This is a genomic window from Mycobacterium sp. (assembly GCF_025965855.1).
Taxonomy (GTDB): Bacteria; Actinomycetota; Actinomycetes; order Mycobacteriales; family Mycobacteriaceae; genus Mycobacterium.
In genome coordinates, this window is record NZ_JAOPWB010000067.1 from 1 (window position 1) to 21,163 (window position 21,163).

19 protein-coding genes, 4 tRNA genes and 3 pseudogenes are annotated in these 21,163 nt (G+C 65.0%); 10 read left to right on the forward strand and 16 right to left on the reverse strand.

Going from position 1 to position 21,163, the window contains the following annotated elements; all coding sequences use genetic code 11:
* The 3 genes and pseudogenes from JWP83_RS04870 to JWP83_RS04880 all read left to right on the forward strand — a co-directional run.
* The coding region (locus tag JWP83_RS04870; RefSeq protein WP_297726610.1) for an EfeM/EfeO family lipoprotein at positions 1-1,325 on the forward strand (1,325 nt) is incomplete at its 5' end.
* A 12-nt stretch (positions 1,326-1,337) separates the two neighbouring features.
* A complete protein-coding gene (efeB, locus tag JWP83_RS04875) occupies positions 1,338-2,567 on the forward strand; it encodes an iron uptake transporter deferrochelatase/peroxidase subunit (protein ID WP_297726613.1) in 1,230 nt (409 codons plus the stop codon).
* A gap of 216 nt (positions 2,568-2,783) precedes the next feature.
* Positions 2,784-3,143 (forward strand): annotated as a pseudogene (locus JWP83_RS04880) (type II toxin-antitoxin system VapC family toxin); the annotation flags it as partial.
* Between the two features lie 6 nt (positions 3,144-3,149).
* Here JWP83_RS04880 and JWP83_RS04885 read toward each other — a convergent pair.
* Positions 3,150-3,389 (reverse strand): annotated as a pseudogene (locus JWP83_RS04885) (hypothetical protein); the annotation flags it as partial.
* A gap of 1,578 nt (positions 3,390-4,967) precedes the next feature.
* Here JWP83_RS04885 and xerC point away from each other — a divergent pair.
* A complete protein-coding gene (xerC, locus tag JWP83_RS04890; protein ID WP_297726616.1) occupies positions 4,968-5,855 on the forward strand; it encodes a tyrosine-type recombinase/integrase in 888 nt (295 codons plus the stop codon).
* On the opposite strand, the gene JWP83_RS04895 is transcribed toward xerC, so the two are convergent.
* From JWP83_RS04895 to JWP83_RS04905, 3 genes and pseudogenes are all read right to left on the reverse strand, one after another.
* Positions 5,843-6,175: a hypothetical protein gene (locus JWP83_RS04895; RefSeq protein WP_297726619.1), complete on the reverse strand. Its 333-nt coding sequence runs from the start codon at positions 6,173-6,175 to the stop codon at positions 5,843-5,845. The two genes, xerC and JWP83_RS04895, sit on opposite strands and share 13 nt — an antisense overlap.
* 523 nt (positions 6,176-6,698) lie before the next feature.
* Positions 6,699-7,538, reverse strand: a pseudogene (locus JWP83_RS04900) (integrase core domain-containing protein).
* Between the two features lie 499 nt (positions 7,539-8,037).
* A tRNA-Val gene (locus JWP83_RS04905) sits at positions 8,038-8,112 on the reverse strand.
* 176 nt (positions 8,113-8,288) lie between these two features.
* On the opposite strand from JWP83_RS04905, the gene JWP83_RS04910 reads away from it, so the two are divergent.
* From JWP83_RS04910 to JWP83_RS04920, 3 genes are all read left to right on the forward strand, one after another.
* A tRNA-Gly gene (locus tag JWP83_RS04910) sits at positions 8,289-8,361 on the forward strand.
* Between the two features lie 29 nt (positions 8,362-8,390).
* Positions 8,391-8,464, forward strand: a tRNA-Cys gene (locus tag JWP83_RS04915).
* Positions 8,465-8,479: 15 nt separating this feature from the next.
* Positions 8,480-8,554, forward strand: a tRNA-Val gene (locus JWP83_RS04920).
* 102 nt (positions 8,555-8,656) lie between these two features.
* Here JWP83_RS04920 and JWP83_RS04925 read toward each other — a convergent pair.
* The 6 genes from JWP83_RS04925 to JWP83_RS04950 all read right to left on the reverse strand — a co-directional run bounded on the left by JWP83_RS04925 (position 8,657) and on the right by JWP83_RS04950 (position 13,130).
* On the reverse strand, positions 8,657-8,962 hold the full coding sequence (locus JWP83_RS04925; protein ID WP_297726622.1) for a DUF732 domain-containing protein: 306 nt from the start codon (positions 8,960-8,962) through the stop codon (positions 8,657-8,659).
* A 298-nt stretch (positions 8,963-9,260) separates the two neighbouring features.
* Positions 9,261-9,566, reverse strand: coding sequence for a hypothetical protein (locus tag JWP83_RS04930; RefSeq protein ID WP_297726625.1), 306 nt, complete (start codon positions 9,564-9,566; stop codon positions 9,261-9,263).
* Between the two features lie 170 nt (positions 9,567-9,736).
* Positions 9,737-10,237, reverse strand: coding sequence for a hypothetical protein (locus JWP83_RS04935; protein WP_297726627.1), 501 nt, complete (start codon positions 10,235-10,237; stop codon positions 9,737-9,739).
* A 458-nt stretch (positions 10,238-10,695) separates the two neighbouring features.
* Complete coding sequence (locus JWP83_RS04940; RefSeq protein ID WP_297726629.1) at positions 10,696-11,100, reverse strand: hypothetical protein; 405 nt, start codon at positions 11,098-11,100, stop codon at positions 10,696-10,698.
* 24 nt (positions 11,101-11,124) lie between these two features.
* Entirely contained in the window at positions 11,125-11,406 is a 282-nt protein-coding gene (locus JWP83_RS04945) for a hypothetical protein (RefSeq protein WP_297726632.1), read from the reverse strand.
* 554 nt (positions 11,407-11,960) lie between these two features.
* Positions 11,961-13,130: a glycosyltransferase gene (locus tag JWP83_RS04950; RefSeq protein WP_297726634.1), complete on the reverse strand. Its 1,170-nt coding sequence runs from the start codon at positions 13,128-13,130 to the stop codon at positions 11,961-11,963.
* Between the two features lie 137 nt (positions 13,131-13,267).
* On the opposite strand from JWP83_RS04950, the gene JWP83_RS04955 reads away from it, so the two are divergent.
* On the forward strand, positions 13,268-14,188 hold the full coding sequence (locus tag JWP83_RS04955) for a cation diffusion facilitator family transporter (protein ID WP_297726637.1): 921 nt from the start codon (positions 13,268-13,270) through the stop codon (positions 14,186-14,188).
* On the opposite strand, the gene JWP83_RS04960 is transcribed toward JWP83_RS04955, so the two are convergent.
* Complete coding sequence (locus JWP83_RS04960; RefSeq protein ID WP_297726639.1) at positions 14,185-15,138, reverse strand: alpha/beta hydrolase; 954 nt, start codon at positions 15,136-15,138, stop codon at positions 14,185-14,187. The two genes, JWP83_RS04955 and JWP83_RS04960, sit on opposite strands and share 4 nt — an antisense overlap.
* A gap of 25 nt (positions 15,139-15,163) precedes the next feature.
* Positions 15,164-15,799 carry a hypothetical protein gene (locus JWP83_RS04965; protein WP_297726641.1) on the reverse strand — a complete coding sequence of 212 codons (636 nt, stop codon included), beginning with the start codon at positions 15,797-15,799 and terminating at the stop codon, positions 15,164-15,166.
* 158 nt (positions 15,800-15,957) lie between these two features.
* Here JWP83_RS04965 and JWP83_RS04970 point away from each other — a divergent pair, with 158 nt between their 5' ends.
* Positions 15,958-16,983: a methyltransferase gene (locus JWP83_RS04970; RefSeq protein WP_297726644.1), complete on the forward strand. Its 1,026-nt coding sequence runs from the start codon at positions 15,958-15,960 to the stop codon at positions 16,981-16,983.
* Between the two features lie 6 nt (positions 16,984-16,989).
* Here the strand turns inward: JWP83_RS04970 and JWP83_RS04975 are convergent, their stop codons facing one another.
* The 4 genes from JWP83_RS04975 to JWP83_RS04990 form a co-directional block, all read right to left on the reverse strand.
* Positions 16,990-17,349: a DUF732 domain-containing protein gene (locus tag JWP83_RS04975; protein ID WP_297726647.1), complete on the reverse strand. Its 360-nt coding sequence runs from the start codon at positions 17,347-17,349 to the stop codon at positions 16,990-16,992.
* Positions 17,350-17,397: 48 nt separating this feature from the next.
* The gene (locus JWP83_RS04980; protein WP_297726649.1) at positions 17,398-18,327 is read right to left on the reverse strand and encodes a cytochrome c oxidase assembly protein; all 930 of its coding nucleotides are present in this window, start codon (positions 18,325-18,327) and stop codon (positions 17,398-17,400) included.
* A 47-nt stretch (positions 18,328-18,374) separates the two neighbouring features.
* Positions 18,375-19,859 (reverse strand): sodium:alanine symporter family protein, encoded by a 1,485-nt coding sequence (locus JWP83_RS04985; protein ID WP_297726652.1) that lies wholly within the window; start codon positions 19,857-19,859, stop codon positions 18,375-18,377.
* Positions 19,860-19,973: 114 nt separating this feature from the next.
* On the reverse strand, positions 19,974-20,306 hold the full coding sequence (locus tag JWP83_RS04990; RefSeq protein WP_297726655.1) for a DUF732 domain-containing protein: 333 nt from the start codon (positions 20,304-20,306) through the stop codon (positions 19,974-19,976).
* 108 nt (positions 20,307-20,414) lie between these two features.
* On the opposite strand from JWP83_RS04990, the gene JWP83_RS04995 reads away from it, so the two are divergent.
* Positions 20,415-21,152 (forward strand): Clp protease N-terminal domain-containing protein, encoded by a 738-nt coding sequence (locus JWP83_RS04995; RefSeq protein WP_297726657.1) that lies wholly within the window; start codon positions 20,415-20,417, stop codon positions 21,150-21,152.
* The last annotated feature ends 11 nt before the right edge of the window (positions 21,153-21,163 follow it).

Genomic DNA, 21,163 nt, shown 5'->3' on the forward strand with positions numbered 1-21,163 from the left:
CGCGGATGACCGTGCTCCAGGTGCTGGCGTGGGTCGGCTACCTTGCGGTCGTCATTCCTGCGTTTCTGCGGTCGTCGCGGCAGACGCCCGCACCGGCCCAGACCGGGCACGGAAACCCCGAGCACGAGCCGCAACCTTCGACTTTCAGCCGGCTGATCGCCCGGAGGCCTCTGGCCGTGGCGGCGGCGGTGGTCGTGGTGCCGGCTGTGCTGGCGGCGGCGGTCATCGCCCTGTTACCCGGATCTAGTGCCTCCCAGGCCACCCGGGTGACGGTGACGGCATCGAGCTGTGCCGAAGACTGGTCGATGGCGCGGTCCGGCAGTCAGACATTCACCGTGGTCAACAAGTCCGGCAAGACTGGCGAGGTCAACCTCGTGGACGCCAACAACGGTGTGGTTGCCGAGATCGAGACCCTGGGCCCGGCCACCAGCGCGCCGATGTCGGCCACGCTGACGGCTGGCACCTACAAGTTCACCTGTCTGTTAGCAGGCAAACCGGGCACCAGTTCGCCGGCGAAACAAGTCAGTGGGCAATCTGTTCCGAATGCGCCAGCACCGGTTGTGCGGGTCACCGAGGACGATCTGAAGCCGGCGATGCAGGCGTACCAGAGGTATGTCGACGGACTGCTCGCAACACTGGCCGATCAGGTGCAGCGGATCCGGGCCCACCTCGGTGCTGGGAATCCCGCTGCTGCCCAGGCCGATTGGACGTCGGCAATGCTGACCTGGAATAGGGTCGGCGCGGCGTACGGAAGTTTCAAGGGCTACGGCGATGCCATCGCCGGCCTTCCGCATGGTCTGCCCGGCGGCGTGAACGATCCCGACTTCAAGGGCCTTCGCCGTCTCGAGTTCGGGCTGTGGCATGGCCAACCCGCCACACAGTTGACACCGGTCGCCGACGCGCTATCCGGCGAGGTCGCCAAACTGCGGGCCGGCCTGGGAGATGCGATGCCCGAGTCAGCCGATCAGACCAAGAGGCCGCAGGAGATCCTCGAAGACATGCAGCGGTTCCAGTTGATGGGTTACACCGATCAAGGCGCGGGAACCGAGTATGCAGAAACCTCCGCGTCCGTCGAGGCCACCAGGGCCGTGTTGGAACAGTTCGCGCCGCTGATCACCACACGTGCACCGAAGGTGTTGGGCGAAACCGGATCTCAACTCGACACGCTGGACGCGGCGTTGCATGGGGCCCAACTGGGCGGGCGCTGGGTCCCGTCGGCGCAAGTCCCGCCGGAGAAGCGGCGCGCTGTCGATGCGGCGCTGGGACAAGCGTTGGAGAAGCTGGCGTCCGTACCACTGCTCATCGAACTCCCGCCACGCCGTTAGGAACCACCAGACATGGATGTGAGCCGTAGGCATTTCCTGCGTGGCGCCGCCGTCGGTACCGCCGGAACCGCGATCACCGGTACCGTGCTCGTCGAGGGAATGGCGGTTGACGCCAACGCGATCACCGTGGCCGCCCCTGCCAAGCAGTACCCCTTCCACGGCGCCCACCAGGCGGGAATCCTCACACCGGCCCCAGCGCAGAAGCAGAACTTCGCCTGTCATGTCGCCCTCGATGTCACCGCCAAGGACAAGGACACGCTCTCGCGGGCGCTGATGACGCTCACCGAGCGGGCCCGGGTTCTGGCCTCGGGCGGCACGCCCCCGGAGTTGGGCATCGCTTCGCCGCCCGCTGACAGTGGGGTAGTCGGGCCGCTCATCCCCGCTGACGGCCTGACCGTCACCGTCGGGGTAGGCGCCAGCCTGTTCGACGACAGGTACGGTCTTGGCAATCGCAAGCCCGCCAAGCTCAAGCCAATGACTTTGTTCCCCAACGATTTTCCAGATCCGGAATGGACGCATGGCGATGTGCTACTGCAGTTCTGCGCGCACAATCCCGATACCGTGCACCATGCCCTGCGCGACATCATGCGTGCTGTCCGTGGGTTCATGCAGATCCGCTGGCGGATCGACGGATACAATTCGCCGCCGCGCCCGGCGGGTACCGGTCGCAACCTGCTCGGGTTCAAGGACGGTACCGGCAACCCGGTCTCGACTGACGCGGAGAACCTGATCTGGGTGACCGATCCGGCCGAACCTGCCTGGACCCACGGCGGCAGCTACGGGGTGGTCCGGCTGATTCGCATGCTCGTCGAGTTCTGGGACCGCGTGTCGATCAACGAGCAGGAGTTGATGTTCGGCCGGCGCCGTCACAGCGGCGCCCCACTCGATGGCAACAACGAGTTCGACACGCCCAACTACGCCGCCGACGTCGAGGGCAAGACGATCCCGCTCGACGCCCATATCCGGCTCGCGAACCCCCGCACGGCCGATACCGACAACCAGCGGTTACTTCGGCGGTCGTACAACTACGACCTGGGTGTCGACAAGAACGGCAACTTGCAATCCGGCCACGTCTTCGTGTGCTTCCAGCAGGACGTGGAGCGGCAGTTCGAAACCGTCCAGCAGCGGCTCAACGACGAACCGCTCGTCGACTACGTTCAGCCGTTCGGCGGTGGGTACTTCTTCGCCCTGCCCGGGCTGACCGGCGAACACGACTGGTATGGAAGGTCGCTGCTCACCTGAAGCGGCAGCTTGAGTCGTTGTTGTCAGTAGATGGAGGGATGACCGGGATGACGGTGATCGACAACACCGCGCGCCGCTCCATCGGGCGCCGGTCCGCCCACATCAGCAGGACCGTCCACCCAGCCATCAACGGCGCACCGGCACGCAACGCGTAACTGAACTCCGGTCCATGCCGATCGAAGTCCGCTTCGAACCGCAGCAGCGGTTCTCGACACCAGCGTGGTCATTGCGATGGATGTCCAGCCCCTTGATGGCGAGCTGGCGATCAGCGCAATCACATTGGCCGAACTCCACTTTGGGGTTCTCGTGGCGAATCAACAAAAAGTGCGCTCTGAGCGGCTGCGCCGGCTGCTGGTCGTTCAGCGTAAGTTCGACGCACTGCCTGTGGATGACGCCGTGGCGGCGAGCTATGGCCAGGTGGCGGCCGCCGTCGTTGACGCGGGACGCCAGCCGCGAGCACGATCGATGGACCTGCTGATAGCGGCGACCGCCCACGCTCACTCCGCCCGGCTCTACACCCGCAACGCCAGCGACTTTGACGGGCTCCGCGACCTGGTCGACGTGGTGCCGGTGTGACCAGTGTCATTGCGGCTCAGTCGAATGCGCCTCATTTGGCCCGGATTGCCTGGATCCACTTCGCCCCGCTGCGCTCGGGTCGCTGGCAAGATCGTCGAGAGGGTTCTGGGCGGCCGCGGCTTTCGTCTCTGAGCCGGCGCTGATGACGTAGTGCTGAGAAGTCGCCATGGATTCGTGCCCAAGGAGTTTCATGAGCGTATATACGCTGATGTTGGTGTTGGCCAGTTCGGTGGCGTAAGTTATCTGTACTTGTTTTTGCGAAAGCGCTTGTTGTTTACCATTTTTAGATGTCGGACACGTGAGGCACGTGAGGGTATGTGGCCGGGCAAGGTCCTCGAGAACAGTTGAGCGGCGAGTACCGGTGTCTGGGTGTCGTTCTGTTCCGTTGTTCTTCAGGCAGGGTGGGGCCGGTGACGCAGCCGGCGTCGGCGGTGCTGGCGAATCCCTCAGCGATTCCGGTCAGCCAAGCCACCGGGTTGCGCCGTGGTGAAGCTCTCGGGCTGCACTGGGGCATGTCAACTCGACGGACGGAACACAGAAGGTGACGGCAGCGCTTGGCCGGGTATGCGATGAGCTGGTCATCACCGAACCCAAGTCGCCGCGATCCCGGCGCACCGTTCCGATCTCGCCTGCCATCGTGACGATGCTCAAAGCGCACAAGGCGACGCAGACCGCCGAGCGATTGCACGCTGGGAATCCATTGGACCGACACCGTCCTTGTGTTCACCACAGAGTTCGGCGGACCGGTCGTGGCCACGCAACGTGTTGCGAACTATCGAAGATCGCCGCCGCCAAAGCCGGTGTCAAAGATGTCGGCGTACACACCCTGCGACACAGTGCCGCCGTCGCCTGGCTGGAAGCAACGGCTCCACATCAAGGGCGTTGCCGATCTGCTCGGGCATAGCTCAATCAGCATCACTGGCGACATTTACGGTCGCACGTCGGACGCGACGACATGGGCCGCAATCGACGGGCTATCCCGCGCGCTGGGCTGTGAGAGCTAATCGTCCTTAAGGTGAGTCTGGGTCGCTGTATTGCGCGTAGCGGGAGCGGTATCCGCGTGCACGAGCAAGACGTGTGGCCTGACCCCGATCGGTTGGTCGTGGACCAATTCACGGGGTCCGGTCAGAGGCACAGCCGCCGCAACGACTCCCGAGATCACGGTCAAACGACTCCATAATTTGGGCGCAAAATCGCCTATCGTCGATGGTTATGGCTCACGAGTACAGAGTTACCTGGTGTAAGACCGACAAGCTTGACGAGACCCTCAAAGAGTGGACACAACACGAAAGGGGGTGGGAGCTGCACAACGCAACCTGCGGTGGTACGACTCATGGTCCGGGGGGCAGATTTGTAGAACTCACGCACTTTCTCTATTTCCGACGGGAGTTTTGACGTTCGAGTTTGGCCGCAGACACCCCATCATGCGTGACAGTGTCTGATTTCACGGCAGCTGTCTCGAGACATAGCTGACACCTCGTTACGCCGGGGAGGTCGGCCATGTCGAAGGCGCAGCTCGTCATCACCGCCGTCGTGCTCGAAGGGCGCGGCAAAAGCAGCGCCCGACGAGGGGCGCTAGGGCTCCGGCGATTCCTAGTATCCGGGTGCGCCACCTGGAGCGATCCGACCCAGTAATCGAGCAACCCCGGGCGCGACACGCCGGTGGTCCCATCACTGGCAAACGGGTGGTCCCATGACCGTGGCTAAGACCTGCTCAAACCGTCCCATCGCCATGGTGGTCGACACCCGGCCGCCTGCCGCCCACACAGCTCACATAGCGAGCGGATCCGTGATATCCGCGAAGTTGGTGCGATCATAGGGTCCATGGCGAAGACGTCTCGTAGATCCGATGACGACGCCGCGCTCCTGGAACCGGGCTTTCCGCAGTGGTTCTCGGCGTTTCTGGCCGATCGCGCGGTCCGCAAGCCATCGCCGCACACCGCCAAGGCGTACCTGCAGGACTTTGCCGCCATCGCCGAGCTGTTGGCCGCCGATCGCGCACGGATCGGCGAGCTGACACCCGCTGCGATCACGAAGGAGGCGATGCGGGCGGCGTTCGCCGCCTACGCCGACACCCACTCGGCGGCCTCGATCCGGCGCTGCTGGTCGACGTGGAACACGTTGTGCAGCTTCCTGTTCACCGCCGAGCTCCTCGACGCCAATCCGATGCCATTGATCGGTCGCCCCAAGGTTCCCAAATCGTTGCCGAAGGGGCTTGGCTCCGAGACGGTCTCGGGGCTGCTGAAAGCGATCGACGCCGACAGCGGTTCGCCGCGGCGCAGCGACTGGCCCGAACGCGACGCGGCGCTGGTGCTGATTGCGGTGCTGGCGGGACTTCGGGCCGACGAGCTGCTCCACGCCAACGTCGGTGACATCCGCACCACCACCGAGGGTGGCGGCGTCATCCAGGTCCGCGGTAAGGGCAACAAGGATCGCCGAATCCCGGTGGAAGAGGGCTTGATCGAGGTTGTGGAATGCTATCTGGACTCCCGTGCTGTCCGGTTCCCCGCCGACACGAAGCGTCGAGGCCCCAGCGTCGGGATCGGGGCGTGGCCGGCGACTGCTGCGTTGTTCGTCGGTAGTGACGGCCATCGAATCACCCGGGGCGTGCTCCAATATCGCGTGCTCCGGGCCTTCAAGAGGGCTGGCTTGAACGGTCAACGCGCGCGCGGAGCTCTCGTGCACGGGCTGAGGCATACCTACGCCATCTGATCAGATTGTCCAGTCAAGCAGATCAACACGTCGCCGAAAACCGTTGGACCATAGAGGATTATGACGTCCTCGATGTCTGGCGGCAGCGGAGTCTCGGCGGGCACCCCGGAATCGGTCCACAGGAGCCGGAAGCCGTTGAGGTAGATCTTGGCCGGCATCAGGCCCACGTCGGGTTCGTCGTAGCGCACAATCTGCCAAACCTCCGACCCGCCGTCGGCGGTGGGTTGCCTAACGAACTCGGGCTCCGACAACGGGTAGTGAACTTCTTCAGCCGGTGGCCCCTGACGAACCGGCGGCAGGGGCGGCAATGGTCCTTTCACTTGGGGTTTGGTAGCCGTACGCAGGATTTCGTCGTACAACTCATCGCCGCGTAGGCCCAGGGCCTGACACTTTGCCACAAGCGTGTCCCAGTCGGCGTTCTCGGCTGACGTCACAGCTAACTGTAAGTCCTGGTGGGCAGGGTAAGAGTGTGTGTTCGGGCACACCATCAGCTGGTGGTGAGCATCGGGCCGACTCCCCCTCCGAGTGCCGAATACGACGGAATCGAATATGCGGCTTTACCGGTAGACTGCTGCATGTTCGCAAATACCCAATACATTGCCCGGCCCGCGCGCTAGCGGGCGTCGACCGCGGAGCGGCAGAATACGGCGAGCTAATACGCCGGGTTACCTGTAAACGTCGACGTATTCGTTATCACGCTGCGGCAGAACCTGATTGAGACTCGATAGTATCGCCGACGACTGGCCTATGCGCCTATTGCGCGTTAACGCAATGATGTTCGAGTCAAGCTAGCTGGTGCACAGGTCGACTGATTGAAGCGACCCGGGTATTCTGCACACCTCGTTACGTGTGATCGGTGTGCTGCCCGACCTGGAGTTGAGCGTAGTACTCGGCCTCGGCTTCCGTCGGAGGACGGCGGCCAAGACGGTGCATCAGCCTGCTCGTGTTGTACCAGTGCACCCACGCCGAGGTGACGTATTCCAGGTCAGCCAGGGTGCGTATCGGTCCGGTGCGGAACGGCGAACCGTGGCGGACGCACTCGGTTTTGTACAGTCCGATCGTGGTTTCGGCCAGCGCGTTATCGAGGGCATCCCCGACCGTGCCGATCGACGGGATCAGCCCGGCCAGCATCAACGTCTCGGTGAAATATATTGCGGTGTATTGAGATCCGGCGTCCGAGTGATGGATCGTGTCACCGGTCAGGGGGTGTCCTCCCCGGGCTCGATACATCGCCGCGGCGCGGATCGCGCGTTCGACGAACGCGGTGTTCTTGGTCAGCGAGCATTCCGAGCCAGGGATCAACCCGGCATAGGCGTCGATGACGAACGCGGTATAGCCAAACCCGCCGCCGTCCATCGGCAAACGCACAGATCAACGGTGCAGCGGGTCACACTCCCGCGCGAAGAAAGTTATTGCGGCCTTGAGTATTTCGATGGTCTGCTCGAGCTCGCGGTTCTTCCGGCGCAGCTCGCGCAGCTCACGCGAGGTCTCGCTGGGCACCCCCGCGGCCTCACATGCGTCGACCTCGGCCTGGCGCACCCACTTACGCAGCGTCTCCGCGCTCATCCCCAACCGGGCCGAGATCGCGGACATCGCCGCCCACTCCGAGTCATAGTCGTCGGCGTGCTCGCGGACCAGCCGCACCGCCTTGGCCTTGGTGTCCTCGTCGTACTTGCTCGGCATCGTGCCATCCTTCCCTCAGACGGAAGTGCGCAAGAAACCCGGGTTGGTTCAACCTTCGCCTGCTCCAGAAAGCGATGGGCCACGCCTCCGTGACCGTCACCGCACACACGTACGCCGACCTCTTTGACGACGAGCTGGACAATATCGCCGCGGCGCTCGACTCGCTAAACGACTTCTAGCGGTGGTAGACCTCGCCGCCGCGACTCTGGCCGCGGGGTCAGCGACCGACAGCGCTCGACCAAAAGTGGGCCGATGGCCGCACGACTGCGTTCTCGCCTCGTGCGATGTGGCTGGCGAGCCATCCCGAGTAGTCGTCGCCTGACACGCGCTCGTTTGACGAAGCGGCCCGATGGAAGTTTGTTCGTCGCCCCGTGGTCGGCGATCTTCCGCCGTGCGGCCAATCCGCGACTTGGCCGCATATTGGCCGCATGAAAGGGCCGAAGGCCCGGCCACGAGTGGTGTCAAATGATGCGTCTGTGCCCACTAGCTGCACTGATGATGGTGGTCCCGGCTGGGATCGAACCAGCGACCTTCCGCGTGTGAAGCGGACGCTCTTCCACTGAGCCACGGGACCCGACACCGAGGGGGAACGACGTCGAAGGGTAGCACGAAGCGGACGTCGCCGAAGCCTCCGCGTGCGTCGCCGGGCGCGCTAGCCTAGACCGGCAACGTAACCAAGAGATTTGTGCGTGCCCGCTCAGGTGGACTATCGTCGTGCTTCGCACCGGGCGACGATCTCGCCCGTTGCGCGCGGACGTAGCGCAGTTGGTAGCGCATCACCTTGCCAAGGTGAGGGTCGCGGGTTCGAATCCCGTCGTCCGCTCGAAGGTGCAAGTGGCATCAATCCCCAGCGGTGGAGTGGCCGAGTGGTGAGGCAACGGCCTGCAAAGCCGTGCACACGGGTTCGATTCCCGTCTCCACCTCCAAATTTGACCCCCCAGGCGCGATTAGCTCAGCGGGAGAGCGCTTCCCTGACACGGAAGAGGTCACTGGTTCAATCCCAGTATCGCGCACCACAGTTTTCGCAGGTCAAGGCGATAGATAGACCTAAAAATCGTGGCCCGTGTGACCTGGCCTAGTGGGGGCCGACTACTTATACGGCACCCACCAGTTGGGCGTTAGGACTTGTGCTTTTCCGGGCAGTATTCCGCGGTGGCAGCGAGGACGAACAGTTTGGCCTGGTCCTGGCTTAGTCGTTGTGTCAGTTGGGTCACCTCGTCGTTCTGGGTGTACCCGGCGTCAAGATCTTGGCACATCGCGCGCCCCATATTCGCGGTCTGGGACGGTGTTCCAAGGTGGATGCCGTCCGACTCGAGGTACCTGGCGAATTCCGCGTCCTTGTTGTCGGCGCTGGCGACGGCTGTGGGTACCAGCGTCAGAGCCAGTAGGGCGCCGAACATGAACTCACATATCTTCTTGGTCATTTCCCCACCACTTTCAAGGCTTCACATCACCTCGGAACGACACGAGGCCCCGAGCAACGCGTCGAAGGTTTCCACCATCGAGGGTTCCCACGAGATCGGGAGTTCTGATCGTCAAATCCAAAGTTCAACCCGCCGTTCACCTTTAGTTCCGGGCGAGTTCAATTCTGATTGCGCAGCCTTCAATGCAGGGGAACAAAACTGCTATCGCTGGACCAACAGGGCAAGGTCCCGCCAACCGCACCTTGTGTGGGCGGCTTTCAGAATCGGAGGGGCGCTCTCCCGTTTCGCCCGGACTTTCCTACGGGTTCTCCTCGATGACACACTGCACAACCACGCCGGCAGTGTTCGGGTCGAAACCCATCTGCGCTACCTTCTGAGCTTCTGCCGAAGGGGAAGCACCAGATTTGAGGTCCTGCTCAATAAGTCGAGCGCGCTGCACACTTTGTGGGTCGGGTTCCCCCAGCGGGAGTTCCTGGATGTTTCCCACGCAACGACGGAAACCGCTGAGATCAGCGTGAGCGGACGGCGCTCCGATCGGCACAACCGGGGCAATCAACAGGGCGGTAGCCATGCCGACCGCCGCGGCGACATAGGTGAAACGCATGGTCACATACTATCGCCCAGTATGGCGCAGGCAAAGGGCATTCAAGGGCGCCAAACATTGAAATGCGTTGCTGCACAGCGCAATCAGCTATACGAATTGCTTTGCGGCGCAACGCTTTACCGGTTTGCTGGTGGCTGTCGTTATAGCTCTCGTGGCCTACCAAACTGCTTTCACGCCCGCTCGGCCTTCATGTCCATGTCGATCGTGCCCTGGCACGCGCCGCTGAAGATCTCGGTGTGCATCGTGCCGGAAAGCGACCCGTCGGATTGGGGCGTGTATCGCACCTCGGCTCGGGCCGGATTCCACTGGATCGTGGTGTCGGGCATCATGCAGTCCCATTGGAAATCGCTGACTTGCTTCCAGGACGACCCATCCCAGGTGAATTGCACCGGTTGCGGAACCGTCGGATTGCTCGGCGGAGGGCCGCTAATGATCGTGGCGACGCATTTTCCGCTCGTACAACTCGAGCGGAACCCATAGGTATCGGTGTGCTGCACCTCGGGGTCGCCGACGGCCATGCTAGTTCCGGACTTCGGGCCAACCATGAACGTGATCGCGTACGTGCCGTTCCAGGACGGAGGGTCGGCAAAGGCAGTTGGGCCAAGCGACAGGGCGATCGCGAGCGGCGCGGCGCATAAGCCGGCGAGACTCCTTAGACCGTTTGGGGCCATCGGTTTCCCCTTTGGGTCCGCAACAACTTCGGAACTAGAGTGCGGGGCCATAATGTTGGACGTATACCCCTTTTATACCCATATGCGGCGCCATCGCGGAACGCTTCTGACCGGAAAAAGGACTGGTATAGCCCAGCTCAAGGGGACCGCTCAGCAGTGCGGGGCCCAGCACCGCTGCGTGGGGCAATAGGTCGCATGCGCGATTCTCACCATGGATCCAACTCCCCGAACGCGACGTTTCTCGGGTCCAAGGTGGCGTGGCCCGCCAGCGAAGTGAGGACATTTGACGCGCTGCGCTTCTTCTCGGCCTTGACGTCGCCGCCAGTTAAAGCCGGCAAAAAGCAGATAATGGAGAGCTGAATAGTCGCATTTTGCACGACTATTGTCTGGCATCCCTTTGGCGTCGTTGGGTAAACAATCCGACTTGGAACCGCACCGCAAAGAGGTTGTGGGTTCGGCTACGCGGCGTGGGAGCGATGCAAAAAGGCGTGCGCCGAAGTCCTGTCGTGTCGACCCGTCAGCTCCCGGCGAAGATGAGTCACCGGAGCCGTATGCGCGTCGTTTCGCTCCCGGCGGCGTTCAACTTTCCGATAGATCCACGCGACCGCGGTCACGATCGCGACCGCCACGGCCAGTACGGCCACAGCGTCCCCGAAAGCGATCACCATGATGAGGCCGGCGAAGATCCAGAACAGAGCGGCCTCCGAGTCGTGGGTGCCGTGGTTTGCGCTGATCGTGGTCGTGATGTGCCGCATGTCTGCCTCGCTCCGACTCGGGTCACCGTCTGATGCGACGACCATTTCGTGCAACGCGCGAGCCACGGAAGTGCTGCCCAAATCTGCGGTGATGGTGACCGACGTCACTGAGATCACCAACCGAAACGATGCCTATTCGTCGTCCTCGTGGTCGTGTTCTTCCTCGACGTCGTCGTCTTCGTAGTCCTCTTCGTCTTCGTCATCGAAGACATCGAGTTCCAAGTCGAGGGGGTCATCGCTGTAAGGGTCGACGGCGTACTGCTGCCAGTAGCCGGGGGCGAAGTAGATCTTGTCCAAGTGATCGACGTCGTCGCCGACCTCGACCATGAGGATTCCGTCTTTGATGTCGTAGCCCAATGCGTTGGGGTACTGGACACCGCCGTCAGCGGTTCGGATGTGAACGTCGTATGCCACGAGCGGAAGTCTTCCATGACGGGATCTCGCCGCGCGACTCTGGCGGTCCGCCGCGTGCGTGACATCGAGACCATCAACGACGCGAACCGGGTACACCTAGGTGAGTCCAGGCGTAATTGGCCGCGGCGCTGCGCCGATCGTCGAACGCCGCGGCGCTTACGGAGTTGGCGGCGGATCCGGTGGTCCGCCGGGACCAGGTGGCGGGCCGCTCGGCGGGGGCGGTGCGGGCGGTGGCTGACGCGGACAGTCGGGTTCGAAGATATATACGCCGCCCGTCCGCGTCCACGTAATCCCGCACGTCAGCGGCGCCACAGTGTGCGTATCAGCTGGCGCGATCAGAGCCGCCATAATTCCGATCACCACCGCAGGACGAATGAGACCGGAGACGAATTTCAACGCTATCCCGCCCGCAGATCGGCGGATCCTGGTTCGTCTCGCGACCGGGTAAGACATGGTGTCGACCATATGCTTTTCCGCTCTGCCGCGTGGGTGATTTCACAAGCTTGGAATAGGCGACAGCTAGACGCAACTCGGGCGGTTATCGCCGATCAGCCTTAGCGCCCCGCGCGGACCGCGTTCTCGAGGAGATCGGCTGCGCGGGCGCGGCTTTCGCCGGATTTGGTCATCCGGGCGGCGACGTCGCAGGCACGAACGGCGTAGTCGGGAGCGAGTATGGAACGCAGGTCCGCGACCAGCGACTCCTGGGTGGCCGCCGACAATTGCCGCGCGACACCGACTTTCAGCCGTTCGACGCCGGCCGCCCAGACGGGCTGATCGAGCCAGACCCAGAGGACCAATGCGGGAAGACCGGCCCGTAGGCCTGCGGCCATGGTGCCCGGCCCCCCATGGTGGACCAGCGCGCGGCACATTGGAAGGGTGGCCGCGTGGTTCAGCGCCTGCACCACCTTGATGTGATCGAAACGCGGGACATCGGCAAAGTCGTTGGGGCCGCGGCAAATCAGCGCCCGCTCCCCCAGCTGCGCGCAGGCCCCGCCGATCATGGCGACCAGCTCCGTCGGCGACGAGATCGGTGTGCTGCCCAAGTCGAAGCAAATCGGCGGGTTGCCCGCGGCGATCCACGACAAGGTCTCGTCGTCGGTCTCCGTCGGCAATTCGAGCGTCAGCACGCCGACGAAGGGCCGTCGCCCATCCGGTCCCACCCAGTCGGCGGCAGGTCCGGGCAAGCAGAGCTCGTCGTACGCTTGGATCTCCAGCGGCGACGCGGGCGAGATCACCTCCGGCAGGCCGAGCGCACGGCGCTGGGCCGCCGCAACGTCCTTCATCATGTTCGAATACAGCACCCCGGTGGACAACACCCGCGCGGGGAAAGTGTGCAGGGCGGCCAGTGGAATGTCGCAATACTCGGCGACGGTGGCGGCCAGCTCCTGCTCGTTGATGCCGGCCAATAGCAGATCGGCGTCCTTCGCCAGCGACGCCAACGTGGCGATTTTGTCCGCCCAAACCCGCGTGAGGTGCTCCATGACTTCGGGCAACGCACTGATCGGGTTGGCAACCTTGCGGACGAAATTCGCGGCCGAGTTCATCCGCTCGCGCGTGTCCGGCCCGTAGGCGACCGCGGTGAGCCCCGCCGCCTCAACGAAGGGCATCTTGTCGGGCGAGACCGCCATGCACACGTCGTGACCGCGACGCAGCAGCTCCCGGCCGGCCGCGGCACAGGGCTCGACATCGCCCCGGCTTCCATAACCGGCCAGCACGAACTTCACGGACGGAACCTAACTCACGGTGGTTATTGCACGTCCACAGGGTATGGCCGCAGCCGAAGTCATTGCTGGACAGCGCTATGCGGCACCGTCCGGGCGTCGGGTTGAGTCACGCCGCTCACGCGGGCATTCTTAGCGGTATGCATGTGATCAACGGAGTCCGCGACCCGGCGGCGAGCTTCCCCCTCGAGACCGTGGCAGACGATGCGGGCGAGCGCCGCCAGGCCAACCGCGCCATCGCCGTCAGTGCCGTCGGATTGGCGCTGACCGGCCTCATCGAATTGGCCATCGCGCTGGTGTCCGGATCGGTGGCCCTGCTCGGCGACGCGCTGCACAACCTGTCGGACGTTTCGACCAGTGCCCTGGTGTTCGTCGGTTTCCGGGCATCCCGCAAAGTCCCCACCGAGCGTTATCCCTACGGCTACGAACGCGCCGAGGACCTCGCCGGCATCGGCGTGGCCGTGGTGATCTGGGGCAGCGCCGTGGTCGCCGGCTTCGAGAGCGTCACGAAGCTGCTCCGTCATGGCGGAACGGGACACGTGGGCTGGGGCATCGGCGCCGCGGCGGTGGGCATCGCGGGCAATCAGCTGGTGGCCCGCTACAAGCTGGTGGTGGGCCGGCGGATTCGCTCGGCGACCATGGTGGCCGACGCCAAGCATTCCCGGCTGGACGCGCTGTCCTCGGCCGGGGCGATGCTCGGGCTGATCGGCGTGGCGCTCGGCTGGGGCTGGGCGGACGCGGTCGCCGGAATCGTCGTCACCGCGTTCATCTGCCACGTCGGCTGGGAGGTGACCGCCGACATCGCGCACCGGTTGCTCGACGGCGTCGAGCCCGAAATCATCACGACGGCCGAAACCGCGGCCGCCACGGTTCCCGGCGTCATCCACGCGCACGCCCGGGCCCGCTGGACCGGGCGCACCCTGCGGGTCGAGGTGGAAGGCTTCCTCGACCCGAAAACCCCACTCGCAGAGGCAGATCAGATCGGTCGCCGCGTGGCCGCCGCGCTGGCACCACAAATCCCCGAGATGCTAAATTTCAGCTGGATCGCGCGGGCCGCCTAACTCCGTTGTGCCGGAAACGATTCCACGACCTTGATCAGTTCGTCGGACGCTTCCCAGTTCAACAGATGTCCCGCCTCGGGTACCGTGACGAGCCGCGCGCCGCGAATGCCCCCGGCGAGCCGGCTCGAATGGCTTTGCGGCGTTGTGCGATCCGCGGAGCCCACCATCACCACGGTCGGTACCGCGATCTCGCCGAGCCGCGGGTATCGATCTTCACGAGAGAAGGCCCGCACCATCGGCAGCAGCGGCCCGTGTTCGTCCAGGTGCTGGTTGAAGAGCTCCATGAACACCGCGATCATCGCCGGCGAAGGACGCTTCCCGCATTGCGCGGCACCGAACGGCATCGCGACGGTCTCGTTGCGTACCAGCCTTTGCAGGATGCCGTGTTGTAGCAGTGGGATCTGCAGGCGGTTCTGCGGCGCCCCATCCAGGATCCGACCCGCCCAGGTGGCGAACAGCACCAGCCCGCGCAACCGCGGCGCCACGTCGGCGTGGTCAAGCACGGCGCGGATGCTGACGAACCCGCCCATCGAGTGGCCGACGAGCACCCCGTCGTGAACGTCGAAGTGCCGTAGCACCGCGGCAAGGTCGGCCGCCATTTGCTCGGATCCGATCCCGTCGGAGCCGAGAGTGGATCGCCCGTGGCCACGCTGATCGAACGCGATGACGCGAAAGCCCCGGGCCTGCAGTTCATCCCACGCAAGGTTCCACTCGAGGATCCTCGCGGTGTAGCCGTGGACGAGGATCACCGGCGGCCCTTGGCCCGCTGCCAACGCGTGCAGCACCGTCCCATCGGGGCGGTCGATGAAGACCCGCTCACCGTCTGGTTCGGCGATAAGCCGTTCGCGCGGAAAGGGGTCGGGGTTGCGCTGTATCCGCGCTGTCACCGCCCGCGCGGCGCCGCAGCCCAAGAACCCGGCCGCACCGAGCGCGGCCAAACCGGTTCTCACCGCCGGCCCCACCCTCCGACGGCCTTCACGCGGGCAGCCCGCTCTTGATGGCGGCATCCTGCTTCTTCCCGAGATCGAGGACGAAGTCCGGTGGCAGCGGATCGTTCGGTCCGCTTTCGAACTCGAGGACCGTGAAGACCTTGCCCTCGGTGAACATCACGATCGCCTTCGACTTCGAGCCGTCCGGCGACGGCCCCACCGCCATCTGGCCGCCCGTTCCCACGTCGGCCGGCGTCGGCGCTGCCTTCACGCTCAGCTCCTGAATCCCCTTGGCGCTCTGGTCGAGCGCCTGCGACGCGGCGCCGGCGTCGGGGTAGACGTAGATGGTGTCGTCGACCTTGCGGGAGCCGCCCTGATTCATGAACACGCCTTCGGTTCCCGCCGGGTTCGAGACGGGCAGCGTCTGCATCAGGGTGAAGGTGTCGCCGGGCACCACGATGTCGGTCGGCTTGATCAGCAAGCTGCTGTAGTCGGACGGCTGGGCGGCACCGCTGCTCGATGTCGGTGCCGCGGACGACGAGGGCGCGGCGGACGTCGAGGTCGACGATGACGTTGACGACGACGGGCTCGACGACTTGTCACTCCCGCACGCCGTGACGGCCGCGCCGACCATCAGGGTGCTCGCCGCAAAGCCTGCGGCCACCGTCGATACCTTCGTCACTCTTGGCCCCTTTTCGATGTGGTCGTCAGTTGCCGACGTCTCGCGCAACATAGCGGATGGCGAGTCTCGCGCGCATCGCGGCGGGGAACAGCGCAAAAACGCGGCGATCCGTGTAAGACTCCGTTGAGTTTTAGTTCCCACCGCCCTTAAGGGCGCACATGACTTCACCCGACCCGCGGACCGCTTCCCCCGCGGAGGTGATGCAGGAGCTGATTCTCGCCGCCTGGGTCTCGCAGGGCATCACCGCCGTCGCAGACTTGGGCGTCGCGGACGCTCTGGCGGCCGGTCCCCTGCCCATCGACGAATTGGCGGGCAAGATCGGGGCCGATCCCGACGCGCTCGGCAGGCTGCTGCGCGCCCTGATCGGCAAGGGCATCTTCGCGCAACGCGACGACCGGCGCTACGAGCTGAGTCCGCTGGCCGACCTGTTGCGCTCCGATGTCCCGGTGTCGATGGCGCCGATGGCGCGCTTCATCGGCGCGCGGCAACACCGTGAGCATTGGAGCCTGCTGACCGAGGCGATCACGACGGGCAGCGCCGTCGTTCCGGCGTTGCGCGGCAAGGGCTTTTTCGACTACCTGGGCGACGAGCCCGAATTCGGCCAGATCTTCAACGACGCCATGACGGGCCTGTCCGGGTTGTCGATCGGACCGGTCGTCGACGCCTACGACTTCACGCGATTCGGCACGATCGTCGACGTCGCCGGCGGCCACGGGCGGCTGCTCGCCGCGATCCTGGCGTCCGCACCGGACGCCCAAGCCGTGCTGTACGACCTGCCCGAAGTGATCGCGGGAGCGCCGGCACTGCTGCGGGAAAGCCATGTCGCGGAACGGGTTCGGCTCGCCGAGGGCTCATTTTTCGATGGCGTCCCGCAGGGTGCCGACGCCTACGTCCTCAAGCACATCATCCACGACTGGGACGACGACGAGTCCATTCAGATCCTGCGGAACGTACGGTCGGCTGCGGCGCCCGGCGCCGCGTTGCTGCTCGTCGAGACGGTCATCCCCGAAGACGGCAGCGCATCGGTCGCCAAGTGGACGGACATGGAAATGCTGATCATCAACGACGGCCGGGAACGCACCGCCAACGAGTACCGCCGCCTGTTCGACGAGGCCGGTTTCGAAATGGTCGGCGTGGTGGACACCGCGTCGCGGTTCAGCGTCATCGAGGGGCGCGCGGTTTAGCTGAGGCTAGTCGCCGACCGCGCCCTCGGGCTTGGGGCCGCGACCCTCGCCGGTGATGTATTTGGGGCAGTAGGCGCCGACCGCGATCACCGTGAACTTGGCGGCGCCGCTTTCCGTAAACCCGTTGCGTTGCTGTAGGTTTCCGATGATTTCGTCCTCGGACGATCCCGTGTCCTCCAATTGGCACAGCGTTTTGGCGGCCGATATCGCGGCGTTCGGATCCTGGTAGGTGATCGCGGCGAATCTGAGCGCGGTAAGGAAGTCGGCGTCGGTGGCCGGGTCGGCGTTGGGGTCTTGGTCGGCGTACGCCGGCGCCGCCAGGGCGATCGCGGCGACGACGATTGCCACCCCCCGGAGATGTCTCATGGCTTCGCCATCGTCTCAGAATCGCGCCCCGCTCGCATCCCGGGAAACCTAGCGGCGCCGGAACCGCTCGCGCAGTTCGGGGTCGTTCTCCCACCACAATCCCGACGGCGCCGGACTTTCGCTCTCGGCCACTTCCGCCGCGTCCAACTCGGCGTCGACTGCGACCGCGTGCGCCTTCTCGTCGCGGGACAGCGCGCGCATCAGCAATAGCACGAACGGCCAGCCGACGAGGTCCCCGAGGATCCACAGGACGCCGGCGCCGATCGTCTGATCCAGCCGAAGATCGGGGCCCCACGATCGGTGCAACCCTGCGTAGTACGCCGCGCCGATCAGCGAGCCCTGCCAGATGACCAGTCCCAACACGCCGTCGCCGAGGGCCTCGCCGACGGTGATCAGCAACGAGATCGCCTGGGAGTACCTGCGGGGAACGGGGTCCGCTTGCAGCCGAGCGTAGAAATACCCAAAACCCACCGTTACCAGCAAGATTCGGGTGGGCGCACCGATCCATTCGTTCTCGAGGGCCGCGGTGTACCAGGGCGTCAGGTACAGCAGCCACGGCGTCCCCAGCATCGCCAGCGACGTCGTCAGCGGGTGTGCGAGCATGCGCGCGAACCCGGTCGCCAACAGCCGGTCGAGGCGGTCACGCCCGGCCGGACCGAGCGCATCGCGCACGACGGTGACCGGCTTGCCCTGCGCGATGAAGAAGGGCACGACGTAAAGCAGCAGCAGGACCTGCAGAGCGCGCATCCAGAACAGGGCGTAGGCGTAGGAGCCGATCGCGCTCATCGTCGCGAGCGCCCACAACGCCACGCCGACCCCGAAGCACACGACCTGCGCGGGCCGGACCGGTCGCTCGCCGCGCCGGTAACACCAGGCGTAGACGGCGGCCACCAGCACGATCACCGCCGCGGAGGTCAGGTCCCGGTGCCAGGTCTGGACCAGGGCGGCCGCTGTCAGCGGCCCCGAATCGACGCGCATGGCCACATAGCCTATTGCCTGGCGCCGGCTGGCAATCGGCGCGAGGGCTAGGCCGCGGGCCGGCTCATCCGCAACGACTTGGGCAGCGCACCGACCTGCCGCCGCTCCGGGACCACCCAGATGTCGCCGGCGAGAACACCGGGCAGTCCGGCCTCGCTGGCGATAAAGACGGGATGCATGCCGCGTACGGACTGACGGTGAAAGTCCCGCACCGTCGCGAACGCCCACTTGCTCAACAGGCAGATCGCCACCAGGTTGACGATGGCCATCAGCGCCATTGTCAGGTCGGCGAACGCCCAGACCAGCTTGAGCTGAGACATCGCGCCGAACACGATCGCCCCCAGCGTCACGAGTTTCAGCACGTTGGTCGCCAGGTGCCGGCCACCCAGGAAGAACAGGTTGGCCTCGGCGCAGACGTAATTGCTGAGCACCGAGGCGAATCCGAACACGCAGACCACGGCGGTCATCACCACGGTGGTCCACGATCCGAGGCCGGCGGCGATCGCCGACTCGGTCAGACTCGCGCCGGCAATCGAGCCGGTGCGAGCCGGATCGTAAACGGCGGGACCCGCCATGAGCACGATGAACGCGGTTGCCGTGCAGATCACCATGGTGTCGACGAAAACGGCGAGCGACTGAATCAGGCCCTGCTCCACCGGATGTGACACCGTCGCGGAGCCCGCGATGTTGGGCGAACTGCCCATCCCCGCCTCGCAGGCGAACAGGCCGCGCTTGACCCCCGTCAGCATGGCCGTCGCGACGCCGCCGGCGAAACCGCCTGCCATCTGCCTGATTCCGAATGCACCGCCGACGATCTCCTCGAGGACCCCCGGCAGCGCGGTGATGTTGACCGCCACGCTCGCCAACGCCAGCAACGCGTATGTCAGCGCGGTAACCGGAATGACCCGTTCCGCGAAATTGGCGACGCTGCGCACCCCGCCGAAGAGCACCGACGCCGCCAGCATGGCCAGACCCACTGTCGTCCAACCGATGTCGATACCGTGCGACGACTTCAGCACGCCGCTGATCGCGTTGGTCTCCACCATGTTGAACGCGGTCGAGAACGTGACCATCAGCAGCACGGCGAAGAAGACGCCGCCGGTCCGTGAGTGCAGGCCGCGCTGGATGTAGAACGCGGGGCCGCCCCGGAAGGCGCCGTCGTCCGAGCGGACTTTGAAGATCTGGGCGAGGGTGGCCTCGATCAGCGCCGTCGCCATGCCGACCGCGGCCACCACCCACATCCAGAAGATCGCGCCCGGCCCGCCCACGGTGAGGGCGATCGCGACGCCGGCGATGTTTCCGGTGCCCACTCGGGAGGCGAGGCCGACGCAAAAGGCCTGAAAAGATGAGATCCCACCGTCTTGGCGGTGGGATCTGCGGAGCTGGCGGAGCATGCGCGGAAAGTACCGGATCTGAATGAATCGGGTGCGCACCGTGAAATAGATGCCGACACCGATGAGCAGATAAACGAGGACGTGGCCATTGAGGGCGTTGCTCAGCGGGTCGATCAACCGCGCCTGAACGAAGTCCAAATTCCATCCCCAACCTGCGCCGCCGTTCGCAGCAGCGTAAACGCGAAATGTTGACGACAGGTTTCGTTAACCGGCCGTTCGCCGGCGCGTTTGTAAAAATCCAATGACACGCCGCTACGAGCCGCTGTCGACCTTTCCGCCGTTCGCCGACAACGCCTGCGGGCAGTACACATTGGCCGCGATTGCGGTAAACCGAGCGGCGTTGTCCCCGTGCAGCCCGGGGTTCTGCGCTTGGATCGTCTTGACGACGTCCACCATTTGCGTGCCCTTGCCCACCGCTTGGCACACCCATCTTCCGGCCCCTATTGCCGGGGCCGGGTCCGGAAAGGTGATGCCGGCCGCGTGCAGTGAGGCAATGAACGCGTCGTCGTTACCATCGGCGCGCGCGGGCCCGGCCATGCCGACCATGGCGGCAAGGCTCGTCAACGTCAGGAGCAGCGGTTTCACGGCCCCCTGATCGTGCCAGAGCGCGGGCGCCGCCGCATGCCAAACACAGCGGAACACTGCGTCAACCCCTGGTTGACACGAAGCAGTCGTCAACCTACTGTTGACGGCATGTCCGAACCGACCCCGATCGCCTATCCCGTCCGCCTCGACGAGCTGATCAACGCCATCAAACGGGTGCAACCGGACGTGCTGGACCAGCTCGCCGACGCCGTCCTCGCCGCCGAGCATTTGGGCGAGATCGCCGACCACCTGATCGGGCACTTCGTCGATCAGGCCCGCCGCTCGGGAGCCTCCTGGACCGACATCGGCAAGAGCATGGGCGTCACCAAACAGGCCGCCCAAAAGCGGTTCGTCCCCCGGGCCGAGCCCACCACGCTGGACCCCGAGCAGGGCTTCGGGCGCTTCACGCCGCGGGCCCGCGGCGCGGTGGTGGCGGCCCAGAACGCCGCGCACGAAGCCGGCAACAGCGAGATCACGCCCGATCATCTACTGCTCGGCCTGCTCGACGATCCGGCCGCCCTGGCGACCGTACTGCTGAACCTGCAGAAGGTGGACGCCGACACGATCCGAGCCGCCGTCAGCCTGCCCCCGGTGGCCGCCGAAATCCCCGAGCTCATACCGTTCAGCGGCCCGGCGCGCAAGGCGCTGGAACTGACCTTCCGCGAGGCACTTCGGCTGGGCCACAACTACATTGGCACCGAACACCTGCTGTTGGCGCTGCTCGAACTGGAAGACGGCGCGGGACCGCTGCACCGATCCGGCGTCGACAAGGACCGCGTCGAGACCGATCTGATTGCCGCGCTCGAATCGCTGACCGGCGGCAAGCACCCCTCCCCTTCGCCATAGCGCGTGTGCAA

Excerpts from the sequence above, each read along its gene's own strand:
- efeB (WP_297726613.1), top strand. The coding sequence starts at position 1,338 with ATGGATGTGAGCCGTAGGCATTTCCTGCGTGGCGCCGCCGTCGGTACC.
- xerC (WP_297726616.1), top strand. The coding sequence starts at position 4,968 with ATGGCGAAGACGTCTCGTAGATCCGATGACGACGCCGCGCTCCTGGAA.
- JWP83_RS04925 (WP_297726622.1), bottom strand. The coding sequence starts at position 8,962 with ATGACCAAGAAGATATGTGAGTTCATGTTCGGCGCCCTACTGGCTCTG.
- JWP83_RS04930 (WP_297726625.1), bottom strand. The coding sequence starts at position 9,566 with ATGCGTTTCACCTATGTCGCCGCGGCGGTCGGCATGGCTACCGCCCTG.
- JWP83_RS04935 (WP_297726627.1), bottom strand. The coding sequence starts at position 10,237 with ATGGCCCCAAACGGTCTAAGGAGTCTCGCCGGCTTATGCGCCGCGCCG.
- JWP83_RS04955 (WP_297726637.1), top strand. The coding sequence starts at position 13,268 with ATGCATGTGATCAACGGAGTCCGCGACCCGGCGGCGAGCTTCCCCCTC.
- JWP83_RS04970 (WP_297726644.1), top strand. The coding sequence starts at position 15,958 with ATGACTTCACCCGACCCGCGGACCGCTTCCCCCGCGGAGGTGATGCAG.
- JWP83_RS04975 (WP_297726647.1), bottom strand. The coding sequence starts at position 17,349 with ATGAGACATCTCCGGGGGGTGGCAATCGTCGTCGCCGCGATCGCCCTG.
- JWP83_RS04980 (WP_297726649.1), bottom strand. The coding sequence starts at position 18,327 with ATGCGCGTCGATTCGGGGCCGCTGACAGCGGCCGCCCTGGTCCAGACC.
- JWP83_RS04995 (WP_297726657.1), top strand. The coding sequence starts at position 20,415 with ATGTCCGAACCGACCCCGATCGCCTATCCCGTCCGCCTCGACGAGCTG.